Origin of the sequence: Flavivirga aquimarina (assembly GCF_030540835.1) — a bacterium.
Taxonomy (GTDB): Bacteria; Bacteroidota; Bacteroidia; order Flavobacteriales; family Flavobacteriaceae; genus Flavivirga; species Flavivirga aquimarina.
On sequence record NZ_JAUOEK010000120.1, the window covers coordinates 45,603 to 70,440 of the forward strand.

Genomic DNA, 24,838 nt, shown 5'->3' on the forward strand with positions numbered 1-24,838 from the left:
AATAAAAATGAATAGTAAACAATTAATTAGTAGAGATATAGAACTTTTTTACCATAACGCATCTGAAGACACAAGATTGGAAAAAGGTATGGGAATATTTGAGTTTGAAAGAATTAAATCTCTTATAGAAAAATATATCCCAACGCCATCATTAAAAATACTTGATGTTGGCGGCGGTACTGGAAAATATGCTGAATGGCTTGCTAAAAAAGGCCATCAAGTTCATTTGATTGACCCAATTTCAAAGCATATAAAAATAGCTCAAAAAAGAGCTTCTAAATTAAAAAACAAATTCACTGCTCAATTAGGTGAATCTAAAAAATTAGAGTTTCCCAATAACTTCGCTGACTTAATAATTTTACATGGTCCTTTGTATCATCTTCAAAAAAAAGAAGATCGAGAATTATGTATTAAAGAGGCTAAACGTGTTCTAAAAGCCAACGGTATTATTTTAGGTTTTGCAATTAATTATACAGCATCAACCTTAGTAGGATTATTAAATGGTCTTATTCATAAAAAGGCTTTTTTTGAAATGTGTAGAGAGGAATTAACTACTGGAACACATTATCAACCTATTGAATTTCCTTGGCTCTTAGCAGAAGCTTATTATCACAAACCAGAACAACTCAAAGAGGAATTTATAAATCAAAAATTAAGATATATAAACACTTATGCTGTTGAAGGAATAACTTGGTTAGATAAAGATTTCTTTACTAATATGCTAAATAATAAAAGAAAGGAGACTTTATTAAAACTTATAAAAATAACGGAAAACGATAATGCACTTTTAGCTTTTAGTCCACACATAATGATCGTTGTAAAAAAATCACCAAACTATGGGAAATAAAAAAAGGTATTACAAAGCATTTATTGAAAATAATGGTTTACTCAATGAAATAGAAGTTGGAAGAAAAGTTGGTCTTGATGAAAACGAAACTATGAAAATAGTTTCTCAACTTTTACAGGAGCATAAAATCAAATATATGGAACATAAAGCTTCTAATTACAGTTTAACAAAAAAATGCAAAAAGAGAAATAAAATTAGGTAACGCATTTAAACATAATCTTATTGAACTTTTGAGTTTGTTTCTAGCCCTTATATCATAAATGAAAAGCCCGAGTTGGAAAACTCGGGCTCTATATAATTTGAATAATCTGATTAGATTATAAAACTAACTCTTTTTGAGAAGGCTTAAATCTGGTTAAAACAATACCATCTACAGCTGCTTCATATTCATCCATAGTAGGTGTTCTACCTAAAATTGTAGATAATACGACTACTGGTGTTGATGATAATAAAGATTCTCCTTTTTTCTCACCAGAATCTTTTACCACTCTTCCTTGGAACAAACGCGTAGAAGTAGCCATTACAGTATCACCTGGTTCTGCTTTTTCTTGATTACCCATGCATAAGTTACACCCCGGACGTTCTAAGTATAACATGTTTTCGTATTTAGTACGTGCAGCTCCTTTTGGTGCGCTATCGTCAAATACAAATCCTGAATACTTTTCTAATACTTCCCAGTCTCCTTCTTCTTTTAACTCATCAACAATATTATAGGTTGGTGGCGCAACTACTAATGGTGCATTAAATTCAACTTTACCTTGTTGTGCCTCAATGTTTTTTAACATTTGAGCTAAAATTTTCATATCTCCTTTATGAACCATACAAGACCCAACAAATCCAAGGTCTACTTGCTTTGTTCCTCCATAATAAGATAATGGTCTGATTGTATCATGTGTATAGCGTTTTGAAACATCTTCATTGTTTACATCTGGGTCTGCAATCATTGGTTCTGCAATCTCATCTAAATCAATGACAACTTCTGCGTAGTACTCAGCATTAGCATCTGGTCTTAAGGCTGGTTTTATTCCAGTCTTAATCTCTTGAATTCTAGTATTAGCTTTATCTACTAAACCTTGTAGTACCTGCTTTTGGTTATCCATACCTTTATCAATCATGATTTGGATACGATCTCTTGCAATCTCTAAAGATTCGATTAAAGTTTCATCTTCTGAAATACAGATGGAAGCCTTCGCTTTCATCTCTGCAGTCCAGTCTGTGAATGTAAAGGCTTGGTCTGACGTCAAAGTACCAATGTGTACTTCAATAATTCTTCCTTGAAATACATTTTCTCCACCAAACTGCTTTAGCATTTGTTGTTGTGTTGCATGAACCACATCACGGAAGTCCATATAGCTTTTCATATCTCCTTTAAAAGTTACTTTAACTGACTGGGGAATTGGCATTGTTGCTTCTCCAGTTGCTAAAGCTAAAGCCACAGTTCCTGAATCTGCTCCAAAAGCAACTCCTTTTGACATACGTGTGTGCGAGTCTCCACCAATAATGATATCCCAATCTCCTACTGTAATATCGTTTAATACTTTATGAATTACATCCGTCATGGCGTGATATACTCCTTTAGGATCACGAGCTGTAATTAATCCGAAGTCATTCATAAACTTCATTAATCTAGGAATGTTAGCCTTAGATTTGTTATCCCAAACAGATGCTGTATGACACCCTGATTGGTAAGCACCGTCAACAATAGGAGAAATAACTGTTGCTGCCATCATTTCTAACTCTTGAGACGTCATTAACCCTGTAGTATCCTGAGACCCTACAATGTTCACTTCAACACGAACATCGGACCCTGCATGTAACGTTTTACCTGGCGTCGTTCCTACTGCGTTTTTGTTGAATATTTTTTCTACTGCTGTTAAACCTTGCCCTTCAATAGAAATTTCTTTTGATGTAGCATATACTTGAGGCACCTCAATTCCTAAAATTTTAGCAGCTAATGTCTGTAGTTTTTTACCGAAAACAACTGCATAAGATCCACCAGCCTTAATAAACTCCACTTTTTGTGGTGTTAAAGCTGCTGAAATATCTTTTAATTCTTTATCTCCGTTATATAACTTTTTAGTTTTTGTATTGATAGTTAGAACAGTTCCTGTTTCTACAGAATATTCTTGTTTTAAAACAGGCTCTCCATCTGCATCAACAATTGTATTTCCTTCTGCATCTTTTTGCTTTACCCAGTTTTTAAGGTCAATACCAATACCTCCGGTTACTCCAACTGTAGTTAAAAATATTGGAGAAATACCGTTTGTTCCTGCTATTACTGGCGCAATATTAATAAATGGCACGTAGGGACTTGATGATACTCCTGTCCATAATGCTACATTATTTACACCCGACATTCTTGAGGATCCCACTCCCATGGTGCCTTTTTCTGCAATTAACATCACACGTTTATCCGGATGCTGTTCTTTTAAAGCCAACACTTCTTTTTGCATGTCTTTGTTATGCTCAAAAATACACTGACCGTGTAACTCTCGATCTGATCTTGAATGTGCATCTGCACCAGGAGACAGTAAATCAGTAGAAATATCACCTACACCAGCAATATAAGTTACGACTTGAATCTCTTCATCAATTTCAGGAAGTTTTGTAAAGAATTCTGCTTGTGCATAGCTTTCTAATAATTCTTTAGCAATAGGGTTTCCTTCTTTATAAGCAGCTTCTAAACGTTCTGTATCTGCTTCGTATAAGAACACTTGAGTTTTTAAAACTTTGGTAGCTTCAGCAGCTATAGCTGCATCACTTCCTAAAACTAAGTCTAGAAGCACTTCAATTGAAGGGCCTCCTTTCATATGTGATAATTGCTCTAATGCAAAAGCAGGTGTAATTTCTTTAACAACAGATTCACCAAGAATAATTTCTTTTAAAAACTTAGCCTTAACCCCTGCAGCACTTGTTGTACCTGGTAAGGTGTTATAAATAAAAAACTTTAGAGAGTCTTCTCTATGTTCATTGTCTGAATCTTTAATTTGCGAAATAATTTCGCTTAACAATTCAGCCCCATCAATTGGCTTAGGGTGAAGTCCCTGAGCTTTTCTTTCTTCGATCTCCTTGATGTAATCGTTATAGTTCATAAAATATATGTTTTCAATGTTAATGTGGCTTGAAAAAAGTAATGTTATTTTTTTCGAAAAGCGACGCAAAATACGAATTTAATGCAAAGTTTTAAAAATAAACCATGTAATACATGCACTTACAATAGTAATTTATTATTGTGGCATTATTAATTAATATGATTTGCTTTTTATCATTATTTTTTGGAAAAAAATGACAATTTAATAAGTATTCTTCTTAAATAAATCTTTTTTGATAAAATTTGAATCTCTTAAGTTAGTCATTGGTATTTCAAAATATTTAAATAGTAAATGAGATAATCCAAATGATGAAAACCAATACAGTAAAAGAATTAAAAAGTTAACCGTCAATGATGCATCTTCTACGTTAATAAAATTCTGAATTGTAAGTAGCACTAATGAATAATTAATAAGGTATAAAGCATAGGACAAGACACTTATCTTAGTGATGGTATGCTTAAAAAGTCCTCCTTTTTTCCAATTACTAAAAAAAGGAAAAAACAACAATAAACTTATCGATAATAGGGGTAAGTAAAAAATATTAAAAAATAACTGATGGTTTTCTGGTTGCATGTTAAATAAGAAAATACAGCAATGTAATACCAAAAATAACAATACTCCCATTATTAGAAACCATTTTTTATATCGGTTCCAGATTAAATTATACGATTGTGCTATATAAGCAGCCAAAAATCCATAATATATACTATCCATTCTATAAACAACGACCTTTCTTATATGCTGACTCCAATCATGATGCGAAATGATATCATGGCTGGTATGATAATCTATACGCAAAAAAGTTATTACAATTATTACGACCAAAGACATCGCTAAGTACAACTGTTTTTTAGCGCCATTTTTAAAGAGTGATAATAAAACAAATAATATTAAAGGCCCAACTATATAAGCATATTCTTCAATAGACAAACTCCATGATTCTGTAAAAAAATCTGGATGTGGACTTGAAAAATTCTGTAAAAAAACAAAAAAGTAACCGACGTTCTCAATAATTTTTTCGTGCAGAAAATAAAAGAGAAGTATGTTTAAAATGAGAATTAAAAAATAATTTGGCAAGGTTCTAAACCATCTTCGTACCCAGAAATATAAAAAATCATTGATTTTTACGTTCCCTTCATTAATTTGTTTTAACAAAATCCCTCCAATTAAATAACCACTTAAAACAAAGAAAAGATCTACTCCTACTGTTCCAAAAAACTGGACGATCGTTAGGTATATATTATGTTTATTAGGGAAAAGTAATAGTGTAGAATGTGAGCACAAAACCAATAGAATTGCTAATGCTCTAATAATATCTAATCCAAAAATTCTATGCTTGCTATTTACATACATCGATGAATTCAATGTACAAAAATTTAAAACAGGCTTTTAATAATATCTTCTTCTGAAATACCTTCTGCCTCTGCTTTATAGTTTTTAATAATTCTATGTCTTAAAATACTATTCGCTACGGCCTGAACATTTTCAATATCTGGAGAGAATTTGCCATTAATTGCAGCATGTGTTTTAGCTGCTAAAATTAAATTCTGTGAGGCCCTGGGTCCAGCTCCCCAATCAATATATGTCTTAACCAAGTCTGAGGCTGCATCACTATTTGGCCTTGTTTTACCTACCATAGTTACTGCATATTCAATAACATTGTCTGCTACGGGAATACGACGAATGAGATGTTGAAAATCGATTATTTGCTGTGCCGAAAATAAAGCATTCACTTTAGCCTGTGTATCGGTTGTGGTTGTTTTAACAACTTCTACTTCTTCCTTAAAAGTAGGGTAATCTAAATTAACTGCAAACATAAATCGGTCTAATTGAGCTTCAGGTAATGGATACGTTCCTTCTTGCTCAATAGGGTTTTGCGTTGCTAAAACAAAATATGGTAAACTTAATTTATAATGATGCCCAGCTACGGTAACTGCTCTTTCCTGCATAGCTTCTAAAAGAGCTGCTTGTGTTTTAGGGGGTGTTCTATTAATTTCGTCGGCTAAAATGATATTTGAAAAAATAGGCCCTTTTATAAATTTGAAATGACGGTCTTCGTCTAAAATCTCACTGCCTAATATATCACTTGGCATTAAATCTGGAGTAAATTGAATACGCTTAAAATCTAACCCCAATGCTTGTGCAATGGTGTTAACCATTAGGGTTTTTGCTAAGCCTGGAACACCTATTAATAACGAGTGACCTCCTGAAAAAATAGAAATTAAAATTTGATTTACAACTGTATCTTGCCCAATAATAACTTTGGCTATTTCAGTTTTTAAATCCTTATATTGTTTTACAAATTGTTCGATGGCAGCTACATCAGACATATATTTATTTTTTTAACCAATTACCTGAAAATTCACAGTCTCTAAAATCTCCATTAATTTTTATATAAGTATCTAACATTTTTTCTTCCTGCCATTTTTCAATAGCTTTTATTTGTTTTTCTTGAAGTGCTAATTCTTTAATTTTCAAAAAGTCTCTTGCATAACTGGCTTTATGCTCATCTATTCTGTCTGTAACCTTTATAATCTTGAATGAAACATTTCCTTTACGATCTTGTTCGGTAAAAACCTGACTAACCTCGTTATCTTTTAAATTCTGAATTTGGGCATATTGTTCTGGTCCCATTTTTGTCAAATCAAAATTATAATCTTGAGTTCGTGGATTAATAAGTTGCCCACCGTCTCCACGGGTTTCTTTTTCGTCACTTGATTCTCTTGCTGCATCTGCAAACGTAATATCACCACTAACGATACTTTGTCTCACTTTTTCTAAACGACTTTTTGCTTCTTTTATAGCTTCACTCGACACTTTTGGAAATAGCAAAACGTGGCTTACATCGTATTCCTGACCTCTAATTTTTTGACAATATATAATGTGATAACCAAATTCTGTTTCAAAAGGATCTGAAACCTCACCTTCTTGAAGCGTAAAGGCAGTTTCTCTAAATTCCTTTGCCATCATAGGCTTTTTTCTGTTCAGTGTATATATATAATTGGCCTCTTTCATGCCTGGATCTTGTCCGTAAAGCACAACTTTTGAACGAAAGCTAGCACCATTTTCAACCACATCTGCCTTGAATTGTTTTAAGCGGTCAATAACTTTTTGTTTCTCTTCTTCAGATACTTTTGGCTTTGCAACAATTTGTGCTACTTTAAGTTCGGTACCAAAAATAGGTCGTTTATCTTCCGGTATTTTATCAAAAAATATGCGAACTTCTTCTGGAGTTACTTCAATTTCTTCAACAATTTTAGCTTGCATTTTTCCCGCTAATTGATTGTTCTTATTTATTTCAAACATTTCTTCTCTAAAACTCTCTTCATCTTCTTTTTTATATATTTCCAAAAGCTTTTCCATAGAACCGTTGGTTGATTGCAAAAATTGCTGAATTTGGTAATCTACTTGTTGCCGAATTTCTGCATTAGATATTTGAACACTATCTTGAATGGCATGGTGCGTATACAATTTATCCTCCAGTAACTTACCTAATAATTGACAGTCTGTAACGCCTTCTAGCGAACCTCCAGATGCTATTATTTGCTCTCTTTGTGTTGGCATATCTGAATCTAAAATAATGAAATCGCCTACAACAGCAGCTACCCCATCAACTTTTTTAGCATTTTTAGTAAGTGTTGAATCTACTTTTTTAACGTCCTCTTTTTTAACGTCTTCCTCAATAATTTCCTGCGCAGACATAACATTTACAACTAGTAAGGCTATGTATAAAATTGATATATGTTTCAAATTAATTGTAAATTTCAAATTGTTTATTTTTAATGGCATCTTTTGTTATGTCTTTTTCTAATTCTCTAATAAGCTCAAGTTTTCTTTTATTAATAACTATTTGATCTATGGTAGGTTTAACATACTCTAGAGGAGCTGTATCATTTCTCAATAAAACATCATTAATTTGCATCAAATATACTCCTAATGAGTCTTTGAGTTGTACAAAATTAGATTTTTTTAACAGTTGATTTTTATTTTCGGCAGTTACCACTGGAATTTTATCAATCATTTGACTTAATTTTATCCAAATTGAATCGTTTAATGAATAGGATTTAAACTGTATAGATATAGAGTCTAACTCCCTTTTATCTTCATTATTAAAACGTTTAAATTTTTCTTTAATATTATCAAAATCGATAATATTCTCATCTACATGTATATAACGGAATTTAAGAAGCTCTTCGTTTAGTTTAAAAACTTCTCTATTACCATTGTAATAATCTTGGGCTTCTTTCGTGTTAATTATTGTATCTATATTCTTCTTAACTAAAGCTTCTATATATGCTTTTGTGTATAAATCGTTTTTATACTGAATCACTAATTTATCAAATGCTTCTTGCTTTTCTTCATTTAAATTAAGCATAGCTCCATCTACAAATAGCTGTTGCGTTGCCCAACGATTTATAAAATTTTGTACAACAAGCGTACTATCTTCTTTTGATGTATCATCAGACACCAAATCTTTAATATCATCATAATACAAATAGGAGTCGTTTACTCTGGCAATAGGTGTTTGCTCATCTGTTTTTTTAAAAAAGTTGCAAGAGAGAGCCGTTAACAACAAAAAATATATGATAATTTTAACGCGCACCTATTTACTTTTTAATTTGAGTTTTTATACTATTTAAAGCGTCTTGATTGATTTGTATTTTATACTTATTGCCCAAATCTTTTAACCAACTTTCTTCTTTAAAAGCCTGGTAATCGTTTATAACAATTCCTTTAGCTTCTTCAAGGGTTTGTGGTGTTTTCGGCAATACTTCTTTGGTTTGAACAATTACAAAAGCTTCATTATGCTTATAAACTTTTGAAATACCTTTTTTAAATTGAAAAGATTTAGGAAGTGCTTGATGATTGGCGTCCATAATACCCGAAGTAAAAATCACTTCAACTTTGTCATTACTATTTACAAGTGTTTTTATTTGGTCTAATGCCATGTTTTTTTCTAATAACTTAGCCACCTTTTTTAACACTTTCTGTTTTGACGAAGAGGCCACTACTGCATCTATTCGTTGGGGTAGTACATATTTATTTTTATGCGTTTTGTAAAAATCTTGAATACCTACAGAATCTGTTTTAGCTACATTCCAAATGGTCGTTTCCATCAAATCAAATAATAGCAAACCATCTCTGTACTCATTAACGATATGAGCAAATTCTTCGTTATCATTTTCTAAATTGTCTTCTTGGTATGTAACTAAATTGCTATGTAAAAACTCTTCATATTTTTTTAAAACAATAGATTTAAATGATCCTTTTTGCCCTCTTCTACGTTGTGCTTCAAATAAATAGTTTCCAAAATCTTTATATAAAAACTGTTTTTCACCAATTTTGACCAATGGTTTATCTTCTGTAAATCCATTAGGTAACCGCCATGTCCTTTTAAAATAATCTTCACTAAGTATAGACTCAAAATAATCTAATGCTGGTTGTTTATCATCAATGCCATATTTAGTCTTTAATGATTTATATAAAGCTTCATCAATTAATTTAGATCGATCATCTCGTTTTACTTTCTCTTCTAATTCTGGTCTAATAGCTTCATAGGTCGGTATCGGCTTTTTTCCTATTAGCTTTACAATGTGCCACCCATATTTAGTTTGAAAAGGCTCAGATACGTCATCTATATTATTTAAACCAAAAGCGACATCTTCAAATTCCTGCGAGCCCAATTGTCCGCCCGAAAAAGATTTTAATAATCCTCCTTTGGAAGCCGAACTTTGATCGTCGGAAAACTGCTTCGCCAAAGCTTCAAAATCTTCTCCTTGATTTATTTTTTTGTAAATGTCTTGAATTCTAACTTTTGGTTTTTCTGCTAAAGAATCGCCTTTTTTTTCAACTATCATAATATGGGCTACAGTACGTTCTCCTCTGGATTTACGTTTATCTAAAACATGTACTATATGATACCCAAAACGCGTTCTGAAAGGTTTCGATATCTCATCAACACCTGTATTAAAAGCAGCATTTTCAAATTTATATACCATTCTAAAACCAGAAAAATAACCTAATTCTTCACCAAAAACAGATTTCCCGTTATGTACTTCTTTCCTAACTGTTTCAAAACCTTCATTTAAGGCTCTATTTCGAAATTTCAAAATACTATTATAAGCTACAAGTGTATCTTCTGGACTTGCATTTTCTTCAACTTTAACTAAAATATGATTTGCCTTGACTTCATAAGAAATTCGTTCGTAAGCTTCTTCAACCATAGCTTCCGTAACCTTAGTATCAGTCATAAAACTTTTTGCTAATTGCTTTCTATAATTAAGCAACTCTCTTTTGTAAGTAGACTTATTATGAAGTCCTAAAGCTCTGGCTTCTTTTAATTTTAATTTGTAATTGGTAAAAAGTGTTAAATACTCATCAACATCTTTCTGAGATTCATCTTGAACCAAATCGAGGTTTTTGTTATAAACTCTTAAAAACTCTGATATATAAACAGGATCATTATCAACGAAAAAAAGAACATCTTTTTCTACAGATTGTGCTTTAACACTTAATATTAATGTAATTAATATTAAAGTAAATTTATATCTTAATTGCATGAAAAGTGAAAATTTGAAAATTATTCAATGGTTTACAAAAATAGTAATATAAACCTATATTACAAGTTGTTTTATAAACGATTAAAAAATCCCATTATTACGTTTTTTAAATTATATTTGAATAACAATTTACTACTCTCCTTGCATATGCGTAAGCTAAAACTTATTTGGGATTTTCATGGGCCCAATGCTTCTAAAATAGCACAACATCATGAAATTCATTTAAAAGAATATATTCAATTAGAAAACCTAAATATTTCTATTACTGGTGTCGAAGATTTAAATGATGTACATTCTATAGCTTTTTTAATCGTTAATGAAGATAAAATGAAACCTATTAGAGATGCTTTAAAACCTCATCGCGGGCAGGTTTACGACAGCTAATTAACAACATTCGCTTATATTATCTAATAAAACCCTATGATTAAAATTTACTTTTAGTATTATTGAAAAATATAATTTTAATATATCGTTTCTAATTACACATAATGAGTTTTTTAAAAACCTTCGATTGTAAAAAAAACAACCTTTATTTAAAAAAAGTATATTACATTCTTATAATATTCTTTTTAGTTTATGCTTGTAAAAAGAATGAATATCAGCCTAAAAGTGATATTCTTCAAAAAACAGAGCATGCTAAATTTGTTGGTAAAGAGGCTTGTATAGAATGCCATAAATTAGAGTATGACAGCTGGAATGGCTCTCATCATGAACAGGCTATGAAAATTGCCGACTCTACAACTATTTTAGGTGATTTTAACAACAAAACCTTTGAGCACAAAGGCGTTAAAAATACTTTTTTTAAACGGGAAAACAGTTTTTATGTAAATACTGCTGATAAAAATGGCGACTATCGCGATTATAAAATAGTATACACTTTTGGAGTAACTCCTTTACAACAATATATTGTTAAATTTCCCGATGGTGCTTACCAATGTTTAGTAACTGCATGGGATACTGAAAAGAATAAGTGGTTTCATTTACAACCTAATTTAGAATTGGCTCATGATGAGTGGATAAACTGGACGGGAGGTGCCATGAGATGGAATACGGCTTGTGCAGACTGCCATTCCACAAATCTTGAGAAAAATTTTGATTCAAAAACGAATACTTTCAACACTACTTTTAGCGAGATTAATGTAAGTTGTGAAGCCTGCCATGGGCCAGCCAGTAATCATGTCTCATTTTATAAAAATTACGACAATAAAGATGCTGTGCCTCCAAAATTGCATATGAGCAAATCACTACCTCAAAAAAGCCTCGTCGAAAAATGTGCAAGGTGTCATTCCAGAAGAGGGCAAATCACGAAAAAATTCGATTACGAAGGGCATTTTTTAGACCATTACAATCCTAGTCTACTTATTGACCCTATTTATGAACTTGATGGTCAAATAAAAGATGAGGATTACGTGTATGGGTCTTTCATGCAAAGTAAAATGTATCAAAACAATGTTACTTGTACCGATTGCCATGATGCCCATTCATTAAAACTTAAAAAAACTGGGAACAACCTTTGTTTATCATGCCATGAACCTAAATATGACAGTAAGTCGCATCATTATCACCAAGCAAACACAGAAGGGTCTCAGTGCATTAATTGTCATATGACCGGTAAAGTATATATGGGTAATGATTTTAGACGCGATCATAGCTTTAGAGTTCCAAGACCAGATCAATCTGTAAAATACGGTACTCCTAATGCCTGTAATGGGTGTCATAAAGACAAAACACCTGAGTGGGCCAGTGAATTTATTAACTCTAAATATGGTACCAAACGCCCTGATCATTTTTCTAATTATCTCCTTGAGGGGGCTCATGGTAACCACGACGCTTTATACACATTACTGTCTCAAGATAAATTTCCAGAAATTGCTAGAGCAACTGCTTTGTACCTATATACAAACAATCAACTATCGTATAAAGAAATTAATGATGTTAGAAAATTTCTAAAAGATTCTTCTATTCTTGTTCGACATGAAGCGGTGCGTTCTTTTGAAAAAATTGGTGATCAAAATTATCATGCAGATATTGAACCTTTATTAAAAGATTCTATTAGATTAGTAAGAACCTCTGCTGTAAAATACTTTAACAGTATAGGAGCTAATATGTCGAGCAATAGCGATTTTAAAAAAGCTGAAGAAGAATATTTAGAAGAACTGGATATGAATGCTGATTTTGCTACCGGTCAACATCATATTGCCATTTATAATGAGATGAAAGGCCGTACAGATTTAGCTATTGAAGCTTATAGAAAATCTTTAGAAATAGATAATCGTTATAATTTATCTAGAATGAATCTGGCTTTATTAGTGTATAAACAGGGGAATATAGAGGAAGCAAAAGAACTTTATCTTAAAGTTATTGAATTAGAACCGGAGTATAGCAATTCTTATTATATGCTAGGGTTATTGTTTAACGAAATCGGAGACACCAAAAATGCTTTAAAATATCTGGATGAATCATGCAAGAGAGAACCTGTTAATATTCGTGCTTTTTATAATTACGCTTTAAAACTTCAAGGAGAAAATTTAAACCAAAAATCGATAGAAATTATTAATAAAGCTTTAGGTTTTTTCCCCGAAAATGAAAATCTGTTATATGTAAAACTAATTGGTGAAATTAATTTAAAGCAGAATGACAAAGCATACATCACTTGCTCAAAACTTATTCAAATAGCACCTAGTAATGCTAATTACAAACAAATTCTGGAAAGCCTAAAATAACGAATGAAAAGTTTCTAATGTAATTTGGTGCTCTAAATATTATTTTTAATAACACAAATAGTCGCTTTCGCGGGATCAATTAATCTAAGATTTGCAAAAGTTAATTATATTTAGAACACAGCAAAAAATAGTATATAAATATATCTTATACATTGCTTCTTGTTTTAATCAAAAAAATTATTAAAAATGAATTACAAGGAAAAAATTGGAACAAAAGAAACACCCTTAAAACTAAAAACACCTCCTTTATCATCTGAATACACAATGCATGTTGATGAAAAAGATGGAAAAGAGATACTGGTTTGTACTGTTGGTAAAACTATTCTCCATTACGATATTAGATGCTTAAATGATCTGCACGAAATGCTTAAGAAACATGGAGATTGGATAGAGTTAGGAAGTAAAGATGAAAAAGTGGCTACTAAAGAAGGTACGGTTGAACATTGGGGGCGCTCTTCAAGCAATCCCTTAGGTGGTTGGTATGGATTAAAAAAGAATTTTAGAGGACGATTTGGAATGTACATACCGCCATTAATGGAAGCGTTAGGACTTGCAGAGGTAACACATGAAAAAAGAAATAATAAAATGAAAGCACTATAAAACCAAAATAATTATAAATGCAACAACAAAGTGCCATACTTAAAGTAATTGTAGTTTCTCAATTCTTGTGTACATCACTTTGGTTTGCTAGCAATGGGATTATAAATGACCTTATAGACACCTTTCAACTTAAAGCTGATGCTTTAGGTCACTTAACATCTTCTGTTCAATTTGGTTTTATCTCTGGTACGTTAATCTTTGCTATTTTAAACATTGCGGATCGCTATAAGCCTTCAAAAGTATTTTTTATAAGTGCTATATTATCTGCTTTATTTAACATTGGAGTCTTATGGGAAGGTAACCATTTAATCAGTTTGTTATTGTTTCGCTTTTTTACTGGTTTTTTTCTTGCCGGAATTTACCCCATAGGAATGAAAATAGCTGCTGATTATTATAGTGAAGGGCTTGGTAAATCACTTGGTTTTTTGGTTGGAGCTCTGGTACTAGGTACTGCTTTACCTCATTTATTAAAAGGAATTATGGAAACATTGTTCTGGAAATCTGTAATATTTACAACAACATCTCTTTCAATTACTGGAGGGTTACTTATGTTTATCATGGTTCCCGACGGCCCATATAGAAAACCCAGCCAGAAGTTAAATCTTTTAGCTTTTTTCAGTGTATTTCGTAATCGCAAATTTCGTTCTTCTGCTTTCGGATATTTTGGGCATATGTGGGAACTCTATGCCTTTTGGGCATTTACACCTATTATGTTAAAAGGATATAGCAATTTGCATCCTGAAATTATACTTAACATTCCTGTTCTATCTTTTATAATTATTGGGTCTGGTGGATTGGCTTGTATTTTAGGAGGCTATCTTTCTCAAATAGTTGGTATTAAAAAAACAGCTTTCATATCTCTATTACTATCATGTGTATGCTGTATAATATCACCATGGGTATTTACTTCTGAATCGGAAAGTATATTTATAGCTTTTCTCATCTTTTGGGGCATGGTAGTGATTGCCGACTCTCCTCTTTTTTCAACATTAGTAGCGCAAAACGCAACGCCCGAAATAAAAGGAACTGCTTTAACAATAGTCAATTGCATTGGGTTTGCAATAACTATAATTAGTATTCAAATCATAAACCACATGAGAGGTTTAACAGATTCAAATAATATTTATGTAATACTTGCTATTGGGCCTATATTAGGATTAATAGCATTGAGTAAAACGCCAACAAAAACTATCTAGAGTAATTAGGAGATTCTTTTGTAATAGTAACATCATGAGGGTGACTTTCGTTAATCCCACTTGCTGTGATTTTTACAAACCTTCCATTTTCTTTTAATGCCTCTATATCTTTTGCGCCACAGTATCCCATACCGGCACGTAAACCGCCAATAAACTGATGGATACTTTCGTATAAATCTCCTTTATAAGGCACTCTGCCTACTATGCCTTCTGGTACGAGCTTTTTAATATCGTCTTCTACATCTTGAAAATATCGGTCTTTACTACCTTGCTTCATCGCTTCAACTGATCCCATGCCTCGGTATGACTTAAATTTTCTTCCTTCGTATATAATAGTTTCTCCAGGAGATTCTTTTGTTCCTGCTAACAACGATCCTAACATAACAGTATCTGCACCTGCAGCAATCGCTTTTGGAATATCTCCTGTATAACGAATACCTCCATCTGCTATAACTGGTACACCTGTACCTTTTATAGCTTCGGCAACTTCTAAAACTGCTGAAAACTGAGGAAACCCTACCCCTGCAACAACACGCGTAGTACAAATAGACCCTGGACCGATACCTACTTTTACAGCATCAGCTCCAGCTTCTACCAAGTATTTTGCTGCATCGCCTGTTGCTATATTACCTACTACAACTTCTAATTCTGGGAATTTAGACTTAATTTCTTTCAATACATTAACCACACCTTTGGTATGACCATGTGCTGTATCAATTACAACGGCATCAACCCCAGCACTTACCAAAGCCTCTGCTCTATCTACGGCATCTCCAGTAACACCTATAGCCGCAGCGACACGTAAACGTCCATATTGATCTTTATTTGCTATTGGTTTCTGACTAAGTTTTGTTATATCTCTAAAGGTAATTAAACCTGATAGTTTAAAATTATCATCAACTATAAGTAACTTTTCAATTTTATGTTCTTGAAGAATTTTTTCAGCATCTTTTAAAGACGTTCCAACAGCAGCAGTTACCAGATTTTCACCAGTCATTACCTCTGCAATAAGTCTGGAATTATCATGCTCGAAACGTAAATCACGATTGGTTACAATTCCTTTTAACGTACCACTTTCATCAACTATAGGAATACCACCAATACCATGTTCTGCCATGGCTTGCTTGGCATCTTTAACCTTAGCAGTAAGTGGTAAAGTAACAGGATCCATAATCATACCACTTTCGGCCCGCTTTACTCTTCTAACCTTTAAAGCCTGTGCTTCAATAGTCATATTTTTGTGCAATACGCCTATACCTCCTTCTTGTGCCATGGCAATAGCCATTTTACTCTCGGTAACAGTATCCATTGCTGCCGAAATAATAGGTACATTAATAGTAATATTACGAGTAAATTTTGTTTGAATATTAACTTCGCGTGGAAGAACTTCTGAAAATGCCGGAACTAAAAGGATATCATCGTAGGTTAATCCCTCTCCTACTATTTTGTTTTGATGTGAAGTCATGATGCAATTACGTTATAATTGCATGCAAATATACAACTAAATTCTAAGATATAATTATAATTATTTATAGCCATTTATGCAATATGGTCTAAGTACCTCAACTGCATAATTATAACGGTTTTCTGAATTCGATAACTTATTTTTAAAACGGATAGCTTTAGGCACTACTAAACCATACAAAAGTACCCCTTTTGCTATACGTTCCATTTTTTTTAAACTGCGTTCATCTATTGTTTTATATACACTTTCTAACCAAATGTATTGCTCTTTATATAGTATTTTCTCATCCCATTTAGTAGCTTCTTCGTCTTTTAAAATGATATCTGAATTAAAAATATTTTGCAATTCGATAAAAACATTATTAAAAACTGTTTTACTCCCAGCCTTAGCATATTGTAAAACTTGTCTGTTTGCGAATATAGAATATGGGAAAGATTCCATTAGACGTAGTTTTCGAGAGATAAAATGAGCCATCTTTACCCACATAACTTCATGTTCTTGCTTATTATATGTTTCGAAAAGCCATTTGTAAAAATCTCTTCGCTCAACGATTCTTAAATACTCCTGAGGTAAATTATTTATTAAATTATATTTATTAGCATTTTGCCATGATATGGTGTTTTGAATTCTATCTAGCCTTAACCAATCTGAAGGTGCTAAATGTTCTTTTTGAGTTTCTTTTTGATATGCTTTTAAGCTTTTCCATTCTTTAGCAGAAAGTCTACTATTTAAAGTGATTAAAAGAGCAAAAACGATCTGTCGTATCATGATATAAAAATACGATATATCTGAAAAGTGTTTTTTACATACAGTAAAATAATCTAATTTATGGTAAAGTAAACATTTTATCTACCACCTCTAGAACCTCTATTTCTACCGCCTCTACCTCTATTTCCAACATTTATATTTTGACCTGCAAATCTTCCGAATTTATAAACAAAAGTGATCATAAAATATTGTTCTAAAATCTTATTTTCCACATCTTGAATATAGGTTTCATTTACTGTTCTTTTATAACCGTTATTTTTTCCAAGCATATCATAACCAACTAATGTTAATGTCCCTTTATTGTTCCATAATTCTACACCAAGTCCTGCATTCCAGAAAATGGCATCACCATCAAAATCGTCGCCAACTCTACTGTTATAACGATATGACACCTTATTAGTCAAGAAAGCGTTTTTTAAAAAAAACACAGACGTTTCTATGTTTAAGTTTTGAACAAAGTAGTTATTGTCATCAAAAACATCTGTATCGTAAACACTTTCGTTTGCAGAATAACTATAGGAGCCACTTAAATCCAATTTATTATCATAAGAATATTTAAAAGATACTGAAGGCCTAATGGTCGTTGTTTTTGCAGTAAACTTTAGATTGTTTTGAATAGATAGGTTATTTCTATAACTTCCCTGTATTCGTGCGTTAATATTTATATTCGTTTTTTTATTAAAATAAGATTTTGAAATAGCTGCATTACCTGTTAGTGAATAATCTCCATTTATATTATCGTAGGTCGTATATTTAATTAAATCTTGATCGGTTGTAGTGGCGTTGATTATCTTATCTTGAACAAATTGAACCCTGGCGTTTCCTGAAATATTTATATTATTGTAAGCTAGATTATTTTGATATCTAAAACTTAAATCATTATTAATTTGTGGTTCTAAAAGCGGATTTCCTACTCGAATATGTGTAATATCAGTAACATCTTCAACAGGTTGTAATTGATTTGCTGATGGTAAATTTACACTTTGATTATAATTTAACGTGATGTTTTTATAACCATTTTTATCTCTATACCGTATGCGTCCCGTATAGGTTACATATTCAAAATCTTTTTTGAAATTTCTAGTATTTACTAACTCATCTTTATAGTTTCTATACGTATTTGTAAAAGTACCTTCTACTTCAAAACGAAAATATTTATAATCATACCTTAGTCGTAACGCTGGTTTAATGGTTGTTGTGACATATTTACTATCTGAACTTAAAACGTCATTAAAATCATCATACACTTCTGTATCATCATCAAAATCGTAAATAAAATTTTCATTTTTCTCAGAATGAATAACAACATTATATTTAGGAATCACTCTAAAATTAAGAAATAACTCTTTATTCCATAAAGCATAGAAATTGATATTACTGTTATTCGTTTTTATGTCACTTATTTGGTCTTGAATAATAGAGTCGTTCCTTGTGTAGAGTTTATTTTTCGAATACTTTGTGCTTTCTGTATCTCCTTTATTAAAATCAGTTGTCAGTCCGACATTTAAATAATCTCGCCCTTTTCCTACTATAGAAGTTACACTAAAGTTATTTTTAATCTCATAATTTGTAGACATAGATGTGTTTGAAGCATTATAATCACTTACTAAATCACCATTAGCATATTGCGATGTTCTATCTACAAGCGAACCTGATGCTCTATTACTCGTATTAAAATCTGTTTCATTAGACAATTGAACTCTATTATTCGTTAATTTATTTTTTGGTTTGATAATAAATTTTAAATCCATCCCTGCCCGGTGACTATCAGAATCACTATAGCCACTACTTTCCGAATCTGTAATATAATTTAAATCGGGTAAAAAATTCTCTTTATGGCTTTTTTGCTCTGTGTCATTATTTTGCGAACTATATCTATAATTTCCATTTACACGTGTTTCATTCCACCTTCCTTTAGTATAATTAGCGCCCACAAAATCAGATTTAATATGGCCATTACTTGCATTGGTATCTGGCAGGGCATTAAACCCTCTAGACATATTAATATTATTGGTTCCAGCAATAACCCCTAGTTGTTTGCCATCAATTAACTGAAAAATATTGGCATTGGCTTGATATTTTTTATCTGTTCCATAGCCCCCTTTTAAATCGCCAAAAGTAGCATGGTTTTTTCCTTTTTTTATTTTAAAGTTTATTTCTTTAGTCTCAGAATCAGATTCTTCTCCTGTAAACTTTTGCATATTGGTTTTATAATCGGTAACCTGCACTTTACTTATCACATTACTTGGTAAGTTTTTTAAAGCAACCTCTCCCTTTTTCTCTCCAAAAAATCGCATCCCATCCACATTTACAGCCTCTACTTCTATACCATTTACAGTTATATTACCATCTAAATCAATTTCTATTCCAGGCAATTTTTTTAGTAAATCTTCTGCTTTATCGTTGGGCAATGTTTTAAAACTATCAGCATTATACTCTATGGTATCTTTTTTAATTATAATAGGAGGTGCTTTCCCAATTATAGAGACAACATTTAGTTCTTCAATTTGATCTTCTAAGGTAATAATACCCATATTTAATAGGTCACCACTAGGTACATCTATATTTTTTTTATAAGGTTTATAACCTAAATAAGCGATATTAAAAATAGCTTTTGAACCATTTTCAGTATTAACTCGTATTGAAAACTCCCCATCTTTATTAGTTATTCCATAAGCAATAGGAATACTGTCTTTTATACTTTGAAGATAAACTGTAGCACCCTCTAGAGAAGTTGTATTTAGGTCTTTAACGACGCCTTTTAATGTGAATTTTTGAGCAGATAATAATGCTGACGTAAATAATAATAGTAAAAGTAATTTATTCAATATGAATGTTTTTATAAGGTGTCATATTGAGACATATTTTTAAACTAAAGGTTTAATGGTTATATGTTAAAAAATAACTTATTAATAAAAATTATTAGCAGCAATCATTAAATGTAATAAAAATAATACAAATTAAAAAGATGTAACGGTAAATGTATTTACTTTTTGAAGTAGTTGCTTTAAAGTAATAATGCCAGAATTACCGGCATTTTTCTAAGGTAATTTAGATAAGTTTACTTGTATCCATTTTTTATTAATGACACTCAATTTTGAGAAATCTGCAAGACACATTCAAAATTGTAAGTTGAACTAATCCCATTTTTAGCAAAGTATAGGTTTATACCTTTTATTCTAGATGATAGTTCTCACGAGCTTTTTTTGCCCAAACAATTAATGCTTCTTTGTCTTCTTGAGTAATAGAACCATGTATCCAAGTATAAGATTTCAATGGCATTTCACCTGCTTCAACTTCCTCTATTAGTTCTTCTAGTTTATGATCTTTCTTTTTATCCTTGTATGTATCCCATTTTGAAACATTAAAATGTTTACTACCATCTTTAATATGATCATCTAACCAAAAAGATATTGGGGCTATTTCAGCATACCAAGGATATTCTGTTTTATTACTATGGCAATCGTAACACTGCGCTTTTAAAATAGCAGCTACGTCTTTACCAGGTTTAGTTTCTGCTTCAAAAGCTGCAACATCTAGATATTCGGCATTGTTTTTTTCTGGTCTATAAAATTGAATTAACACTAAAGCAATCAATAATATAACTAATATTTTTTTGGCTTTTTTCATGGTCTCTTAATTTAAAATTTAAGTTGCAATGTAGCATAAAAATTCCTAGGAGCAGAAGGAATGATACCTGGTCCCGGATATCCAGTTGCCCTTCTGGTAAAATAACGATTGTCCAAAACGTTATTAATTCCTGTTTCTAGCTTAATTTTTTTATACTTGTAAGATAATGATATATCTAAAATATCGTATGCTGGAATTTCTCCAACAATACTATTAAAATCATCCTCTACTGTCGAATTTCCAGCATCTGTAAATTGAGAACTTAAATAAGTATACTGAATACTAGATAACAAATTCTTATATCCAAATTGAATACCCGTTTTTATATTAACATCTGGTATAAACTCCACCTTATTTCCTATAGTTAGATCAGAGCTTGTATTTTCAAAATTAGAAGTGGTATATTCTGAAGTTACGAAAGAGGTGTTTATAAAATAATTGGCTCTGAAATTATTATTCAATCTAAAAATATTTTTAAGATTAAAATCTATTAACGATTCTAGTCCTAAAATCCTGGCATCTCCTATATTAGTTCTTAGTTTACCTATAAAGTTTACCGGTGGGATTTGCGCATCTATAAGCCCTATTCTATCGTTATAAAACAATCCAAAAATATTAGTATCAAAGGACACTAGATTTTTAATATTACCTCTTACCCCAATGTCTGCAGTAAATCCTTTTTCATCATCAATATCTGGATCTACAGCATTTGCTGGATTTACGACGTTTAAATCTCCAAAGGTTACCGATCTGTAATTTTGTGAAATATTACCATAAAATTCTATCCATTTTGAAGCTTTATAACTAGTACCTATTCCTAATAATACAAACGATCGTTCCTTTTCTTCATCTTGAAACTCTGTTCCAGAATTAATTGGGTTTCCTGCTCCATCAAAATTAAATGTCTTTTGCATACCAATACTTTCCGTTTTTATATATTCTAATCTAAACCCTGGTGTAACGGAAAGCTTGTCATTGATATAAAATATATTTTCGCTAAATACAGCAACATTTAAGTTTGGATTATCGTATTCAGATTGGCTCCTATAAAATGGAAAATCGTCTATAGCAGAAGAAAAATCTGCATCAGAACCCGCAGAACCTGGCCCCTGAAAATAACTATTATCTGCTTTGTAAAATTTAGCACCAATTAAAAATGTGGCATCTTTTTTAAAGAACTTGTATTTTGTCAACAAACGTGTTTCAAAACCATAATTGTTAAAATCACTAGAAATTAAATCTCTCTCTCCTCCCGGATCGGGTAAATCTACTCTTCGATCTCTGAAACCTAAAGCCACTCGATTTGCATCTAAACCAAAAAAGTTAAATGTAAAATTAGTAGCTTCAGAAAATTTGTGAGCTACCTTAAGATTATACAATAGCCAATCGACTTGAAACCAATTACGTGTACGATTACTTTGAAAAGGGTCTTCTCTAAACTGCGAATCGTTTAACCCACCTCCTTGCTGTGCTAAATAACGCAAATACGTAATCTCACCTGTTAACTTTGTCTTATCATTAAATTGATAACCTAAATGTGCAAAAGCATTCTTAGATTCGAACTCTGAATTTGGCCTAAAGCCATCACCTTTTTTATAATTAAAATATGTATAATAACTTAGTTTATTTTTGGTTCCACTTAAACTTGTAAAATTGGTATACAATCCAAAACTTCCCAATGTGTTTCTGGTTATAATTTCTAAAGGTTTGTTTGGGTTTGGCGATTTCATTTTAAAATTAACCAAACCCCCAAATTGTGTTCCGTACTGTAAAGAGGCCGCTCCTCGAATGATCTGTATTTCCTCTAAACCTTCTGATGCCGGTGTATAGTAACTCTCCGGATACCCTAAAACGTCTGCACTAATATCATATCCGTTTTGCCTTGTATTAAAATTTGCAGTCCGGTTGGGGTCTAAACCCCTACCTCCTATATTCAATTGCAATCCTGCATCGTCATTTTGATAAATATTCAATCCTGTAACCTGACTATATATTTGGCGTGAATTATTCGATGCCAAATTTGCCATAGATTGGTCTACTAAAACAACCTCTGTTTTCTTACCTGCATAAATAGCCGTTTCCTCGACATCGTTAAGCCGTTTTAACTCAAAGATACGCCGCTTTCTTGCTGTGACTTCAACTTCTGTCAATGTTGTGGTCAAGTCCTGCAAAACAACTTCCAGGTTCTGGGTTGTTTCCGTATTAATATCTACTTCCTTTACAGTATATTCAAAAGAAAAAAACACCAAAACCATGTCCTTTTTTGAGGTTTGAAATTCAAAATACCCTTCCGAATTAGTGGTTGTTAACAAGCCTGATGCTTTATCATAAACATTTACATCAGCAATGGGGGTTTTATTTCCGGAAAATACAACAACGCCTTTAATGGTTTGCTGTGCGTAGAGGGAAACACTAAAAATAAGTGCAAAAATTAGTTTACAGTCCTTTAATTTCATCTTTAAAAGGTAATATCCAATACTTTGGTTTAAACGATTCTTTTTCGCGGTACAAATCTACGTTTTTGTCTATAAAAGGTTGACTTAACCGGCCATTTAATGCTACATAACTTTCTACAAAAACCTGAACATTTTCGTGTCCTTGTAATGTAAAATGATCACCCAGATAATGTGAGTACTCTAATATAAAGTCGGGTTGAAAGCTCATTTGCTTTTCTTGAAATGGGGTTAAAAAATCCTTATTATCAACATAAAAAAAATCGCCTGTTTCTCCATTCACAATCTTAAAGGTTGAAATGCCCATTTTTTCCATGAGCATGACACGCCATGAAAAACGAAAGCCTTCCTCTGTCCAAAACAATTCATTGGGGTAGATCAAGTATCTAAAAGGAAAGATTAATTGGATAACGAAAAACAGCGCTAAAAACCCTGTAATTGGTTTTCTAAATTGATAGTTATAGTTTGATTTTGTGGTAATGTTTGAGACCACGTATTTAAATAAACGTTTTAAAAAATTGATGATTTTTATATGTAAACTGGCATCAAAGAATATTAATGTAGACACGATCATGATGAACGGAAACATACCTATTGGAAACAATACTCGCGTAAATATGTGAAAAATGAGTACCAAAACAAAAGCAAAAACCCGGGTTCTTTTGTACAGTAATAGAAAAGGAATTGATAAATCGTAAAGCATGCCGCTCCAACTCATCGCAAAGTGGAACCAGTTCTGGTGCATTAACGTATCTCCAATTAATGGCAAATCATATTTAGATGGCAGCCATATTTTTAGTGGCATAGCTTCAAGCAGCCAATCACTATTTATTTTAGCCAAACCTGCATAAAAATAAACAATACCTAAAAGAAGTTTTACACTGTCTATAGTCCATTTTGGGATATTTTTATATGATTTTTTTCTTAAAACATTATCGACCGAAAAATAGGCGTTGGCCGGTAAAAAAATCATTAACAGACTCATTAAACTAATAAAATAGTAATGGTTTAAATATGTTGTTTTGTCCATCAATTCGATGTAAGTAAAACTTAAAAAAAAGATAATAATGGCAAGCCTGTATTTAAAACCAAGTGCTATAAATAGTGCTGCTATAGCACATACAATAAATAGTAAATATGTGTAAACCCCCAAAGGTTTTATCCACTCGAATCCATAATAAGAAAAATGAAATTTTGGCAGAATATATAAGGTTTCAATCCAACCATGGTACCAAAAACGAATCATACCAAAACACATCATAATACCAAAAGCAATTCTAAATACTGCTAAGGGTGCTGCGCTAGTGTTTTCGCTTAAATACGTTTTTGTATTGAAATTCATTTTATGAACTCATTTAGACTTTTTCAATTTGCTAAAAAATTGCTGTTTTCAACTCTATTTTTGTCTTTTTTTCCTTCCGTAACCCTGTTATGCAACTCAAAAAAGTCTTCAACAGAGCTAAAAACTTCTAATTTTCGCTAAAATCCAAAAAGTCTAAATGAG

The 24,838-nt window shown here is 31.8% G+C and carries 18 protein-coding genes; 6 read left to right on the plus strand and 12 right to left on the minus strand.

Translation table 11 applies throughout. From position 1 onward, the window contains the following. The first annotated feature begins 7 nt into the window (after positions 1–7). Together Q4Q35_RS11520 and Q4Q35_RS11525 are read left to right on the plus strand one after the other, a co-directional pair. Positions 8–847, plus strand: coding sequence for a class I SAM-dependent methyltransferase (locus tag Q4Q35_RS11520; RefSeq protein WP_303278123.1), 840 nt, complete (start codon positions 8–10; stop codon positions 845–847). Further along, positions 837–1,049: a hypothetical protein gene (locus tag Q4Q35_RS11525; RefSeq protein WP_303278124.1), complete on the plus strand. Its 213-nt coding sequence runs from the start codon at positions 837–839 to the stop codon at positions 1,047–1,049. The genes Q4Q35_RS11520 and Q4Q35_RS11525 overlap by 11 nt, the downstream gene beginning before the upstream one ends. A 115-nt stretch (positions 1,050–1,164) precedes the next feature. On the opposite strand, the gene Q4Q35_RS11530 is transcribed toward Q4Q35_RS11525, so the two are convergent. From Q4Q35_RS11530 to Q4Q35_RS11555, 6 genes are all read right to left on the minus strand, one after another. Then, the gene (locus tag Q4Q35_RS11530; protein ID WP_303278125.1) at positions 1,165–3,939 is read right to left on the minus strand and encodes a bifunctional aconitate hydratase 2/2-methylisocitrate dehydratase; all 2,775 of its coding nucleotides are present in this window, start codon (positions 3,937–3,939) and stop codon (positions 1,165–1,167) included. 201 nt (positions 3,940–4,140) lie between these two features. Continuing rightward, complete coding sequence (locus Q4Q35_RS11535; protein ID WP_303278126.1) at positions 4,141–5,304, minus strand: acyltransferase family protein; 1,164 nt, start codon at positions 5,302–5,304, stop codon at positions 4,141–4,143. An 11-nt stretch (positions 5,305–5,315) separates the two neighbouring features. Further along, positions 5,316–6,269 carry an AAA family ATPase gene (locus Q4Q35_RS11540; protein ID WP_303278127.1) on the minus strand — a complete coding sequence of 318 codons (954 nt, stop codon included), beginning with the start codon at positions 6,267–6,269 and terminating at the stop codon, positions 5,316–5,318. 4 nt (positions 6,270–6,273) lie between these two features. Beyond that, entirely contained in the window at positions 6,274–7,689 is a 1,416-nt protein-coding gene (locus tag Q4Q35_RS11545) for a peptidylprolyl isomerase (protein ID WP_367892742.1), read from the minus strand. Between the two features lies 1 nt (position 7,690). After that, entirely contained in the window at positions 7,691–8,542 is an 852-nt protein-coding gene (locus Q4Q35_RS11550) for a peptidyl-prolyl cis-trans isomerase (RefSeq protein ID WP_303278129.1), read from the minus strand. Positions 8,543–8,546: 4 nt separating this feature from the next. Next, positions 8,547–10,499 carry a peptidylprolyl isomerase gene (locus Q4Q35_RS11555; protein WP_303278130.1) on the minus strand — a complete coding sequence of 651 codons (1,953 nt, stop codon included), beginning with the start codon at positions 10,497–10,499 and terminating at the stop codon, positions 8,547–8,549. A gap of 147 nt (positions 10,500–10,646) precedes the next feature. Between Q4Q35_RS11555 and Q4Q35_RS11560 the strand changes: the two genes are divergently transcribed. The 4 genes from Q4Q35_RS11560 (at position 10,647) to Q4Q35_RS11575 (ending at position 15,018) form a co-directional block, all read left to right on the plus strand. Beyond that, positions 10,647–10,883: a hypothetical protein gene (locus tag Q4Q35_RS11560; protein WP_303278313.1), complete on the plus strand. Its 237-nt coding sequence runs from the start codon at positions 10,647–10,649 to the stop codon at positions 10,881–10,883. Positions 10,884–10,987: 104 nt separating this feature from the next. Further along, positions 10,988–13,222 carry a multiheme c-type cytochrome gene (locus Q4Q35_RS11565; protein ID WP_303278131.1) on the plus strand — a complete coding sequence of 745 codons (2,235 nt, stop codon included), beginning with the start codon at positions 10,988–10,990 and terminating at the stop codon, positions 13,220–13,222. Positions 13,223–13,408: 186 nt separating this feature from the next. Next, positions 13,409–13,822, plus strand: a complete 414-nt coding sequence (locus Q4Q35_RS11570) for a DUF6855 family protein (RefSeq protein WP_303278132.1) — start codon at positions 13,409–13,411, stop codon at positions 13,820–13,822. Between the two features lie 17 nt (positions 13,823–13,839). Further along, positions 13,840–15,018: an MFS transporter gene (locus Q4Q35_RS11575; protein ID WP_303278133.1), complete on the plus strand. Its 1,179-nt coding sequence runs from the start codon at positions 13,840–13,842 to the stop codon at positions 15,016–15,018. On the opposite strand, the gene guaB is transcribed toward Q4Q35_RS11575, so the two are convergent. The 6 genes from guaB to Q4Q35_RS11605 all read right to left on the minus strand — a co-directional run bounded on the left by guaB (position 15,011) and on the right by Q4Q35_RS11605 (position 24,676). Further along, complete coding sequence (gene guaB, locus Q4Q35_RS11580; protein WP_303278134.1) at positions 15,011–16,483, minus strand: IMP dehydrogenase; 1,473 nt, start codon at positions 16,481–16,483, stop codon at positions 15,011–15,013. The two genes, Q4Q35_RS11575 and guaB, sit on opposite strands and share 8 nt — an antisense overlap. A gap of 60 nt (positions 16,484–16,543) precedes the next feature. Further along, positions 16,544–17,251: an Insecticidal toxin complex protein gene (locus Q4Q35_RS11585; protein WP_303278135.1), complete on the minus strand. Its 708-nt coding sequence runs from the start codon at positions 17,249–17,251 to the stop codon at positions 16,544–16,546. Between the two features lie 77 nt (positions 17,252–17,328). After that, entirely contained in the window at positions 17,329–20,079 is a 2,751-nt protein-coding gene (locus Q4Q35_RS11590) for an outer membrane beta-barrel protein (RefSeq protein ID WP_303278136.1), read from the minus strand. Positions 20,080–20,425: 346 nt separating this feature from the next. Beyond that, complete coding sequence (locus Q4Q35_RS11595; protein WP_303278137.1) at positions 20,426–20,881, minus strand: heme-binding domain-containing protein; 456 nt, start codon at positions 20,879–20,881, stop codon at positions 20,426–20,428. 11 nt (positions 20,882–20,892) lie between these two features. Then, on the minus strand, positions 20,893–23,337 hold the full coding sequence (locus tag Q4Q35_RS11600) for a TonB-dependent receptor domain-containing protein (RefSeq protein ID WP_303278138.1): 2,445 nt from the start codon (positions 23,335–23,337) through the stop codon (positions 20,893–20,895). After that, positions 23,318–24,676, minus strand: a complete 1,359-nt coding sequence (locus Q4Q35_RS11605; RefSeq protein WP_303278139.1) for an HTTM domain-containing protein — start codon at positions 24,674–24,676, stop codon at positions 23,318–23,320. The genes Q4Q35_RS11600 and Q4Q35_RS11605 overlap by 20 nt, the downstream gene beginning before the upstream one ends. Positions 24,677–24,838 lie beyond the last annotated feature (162 nt).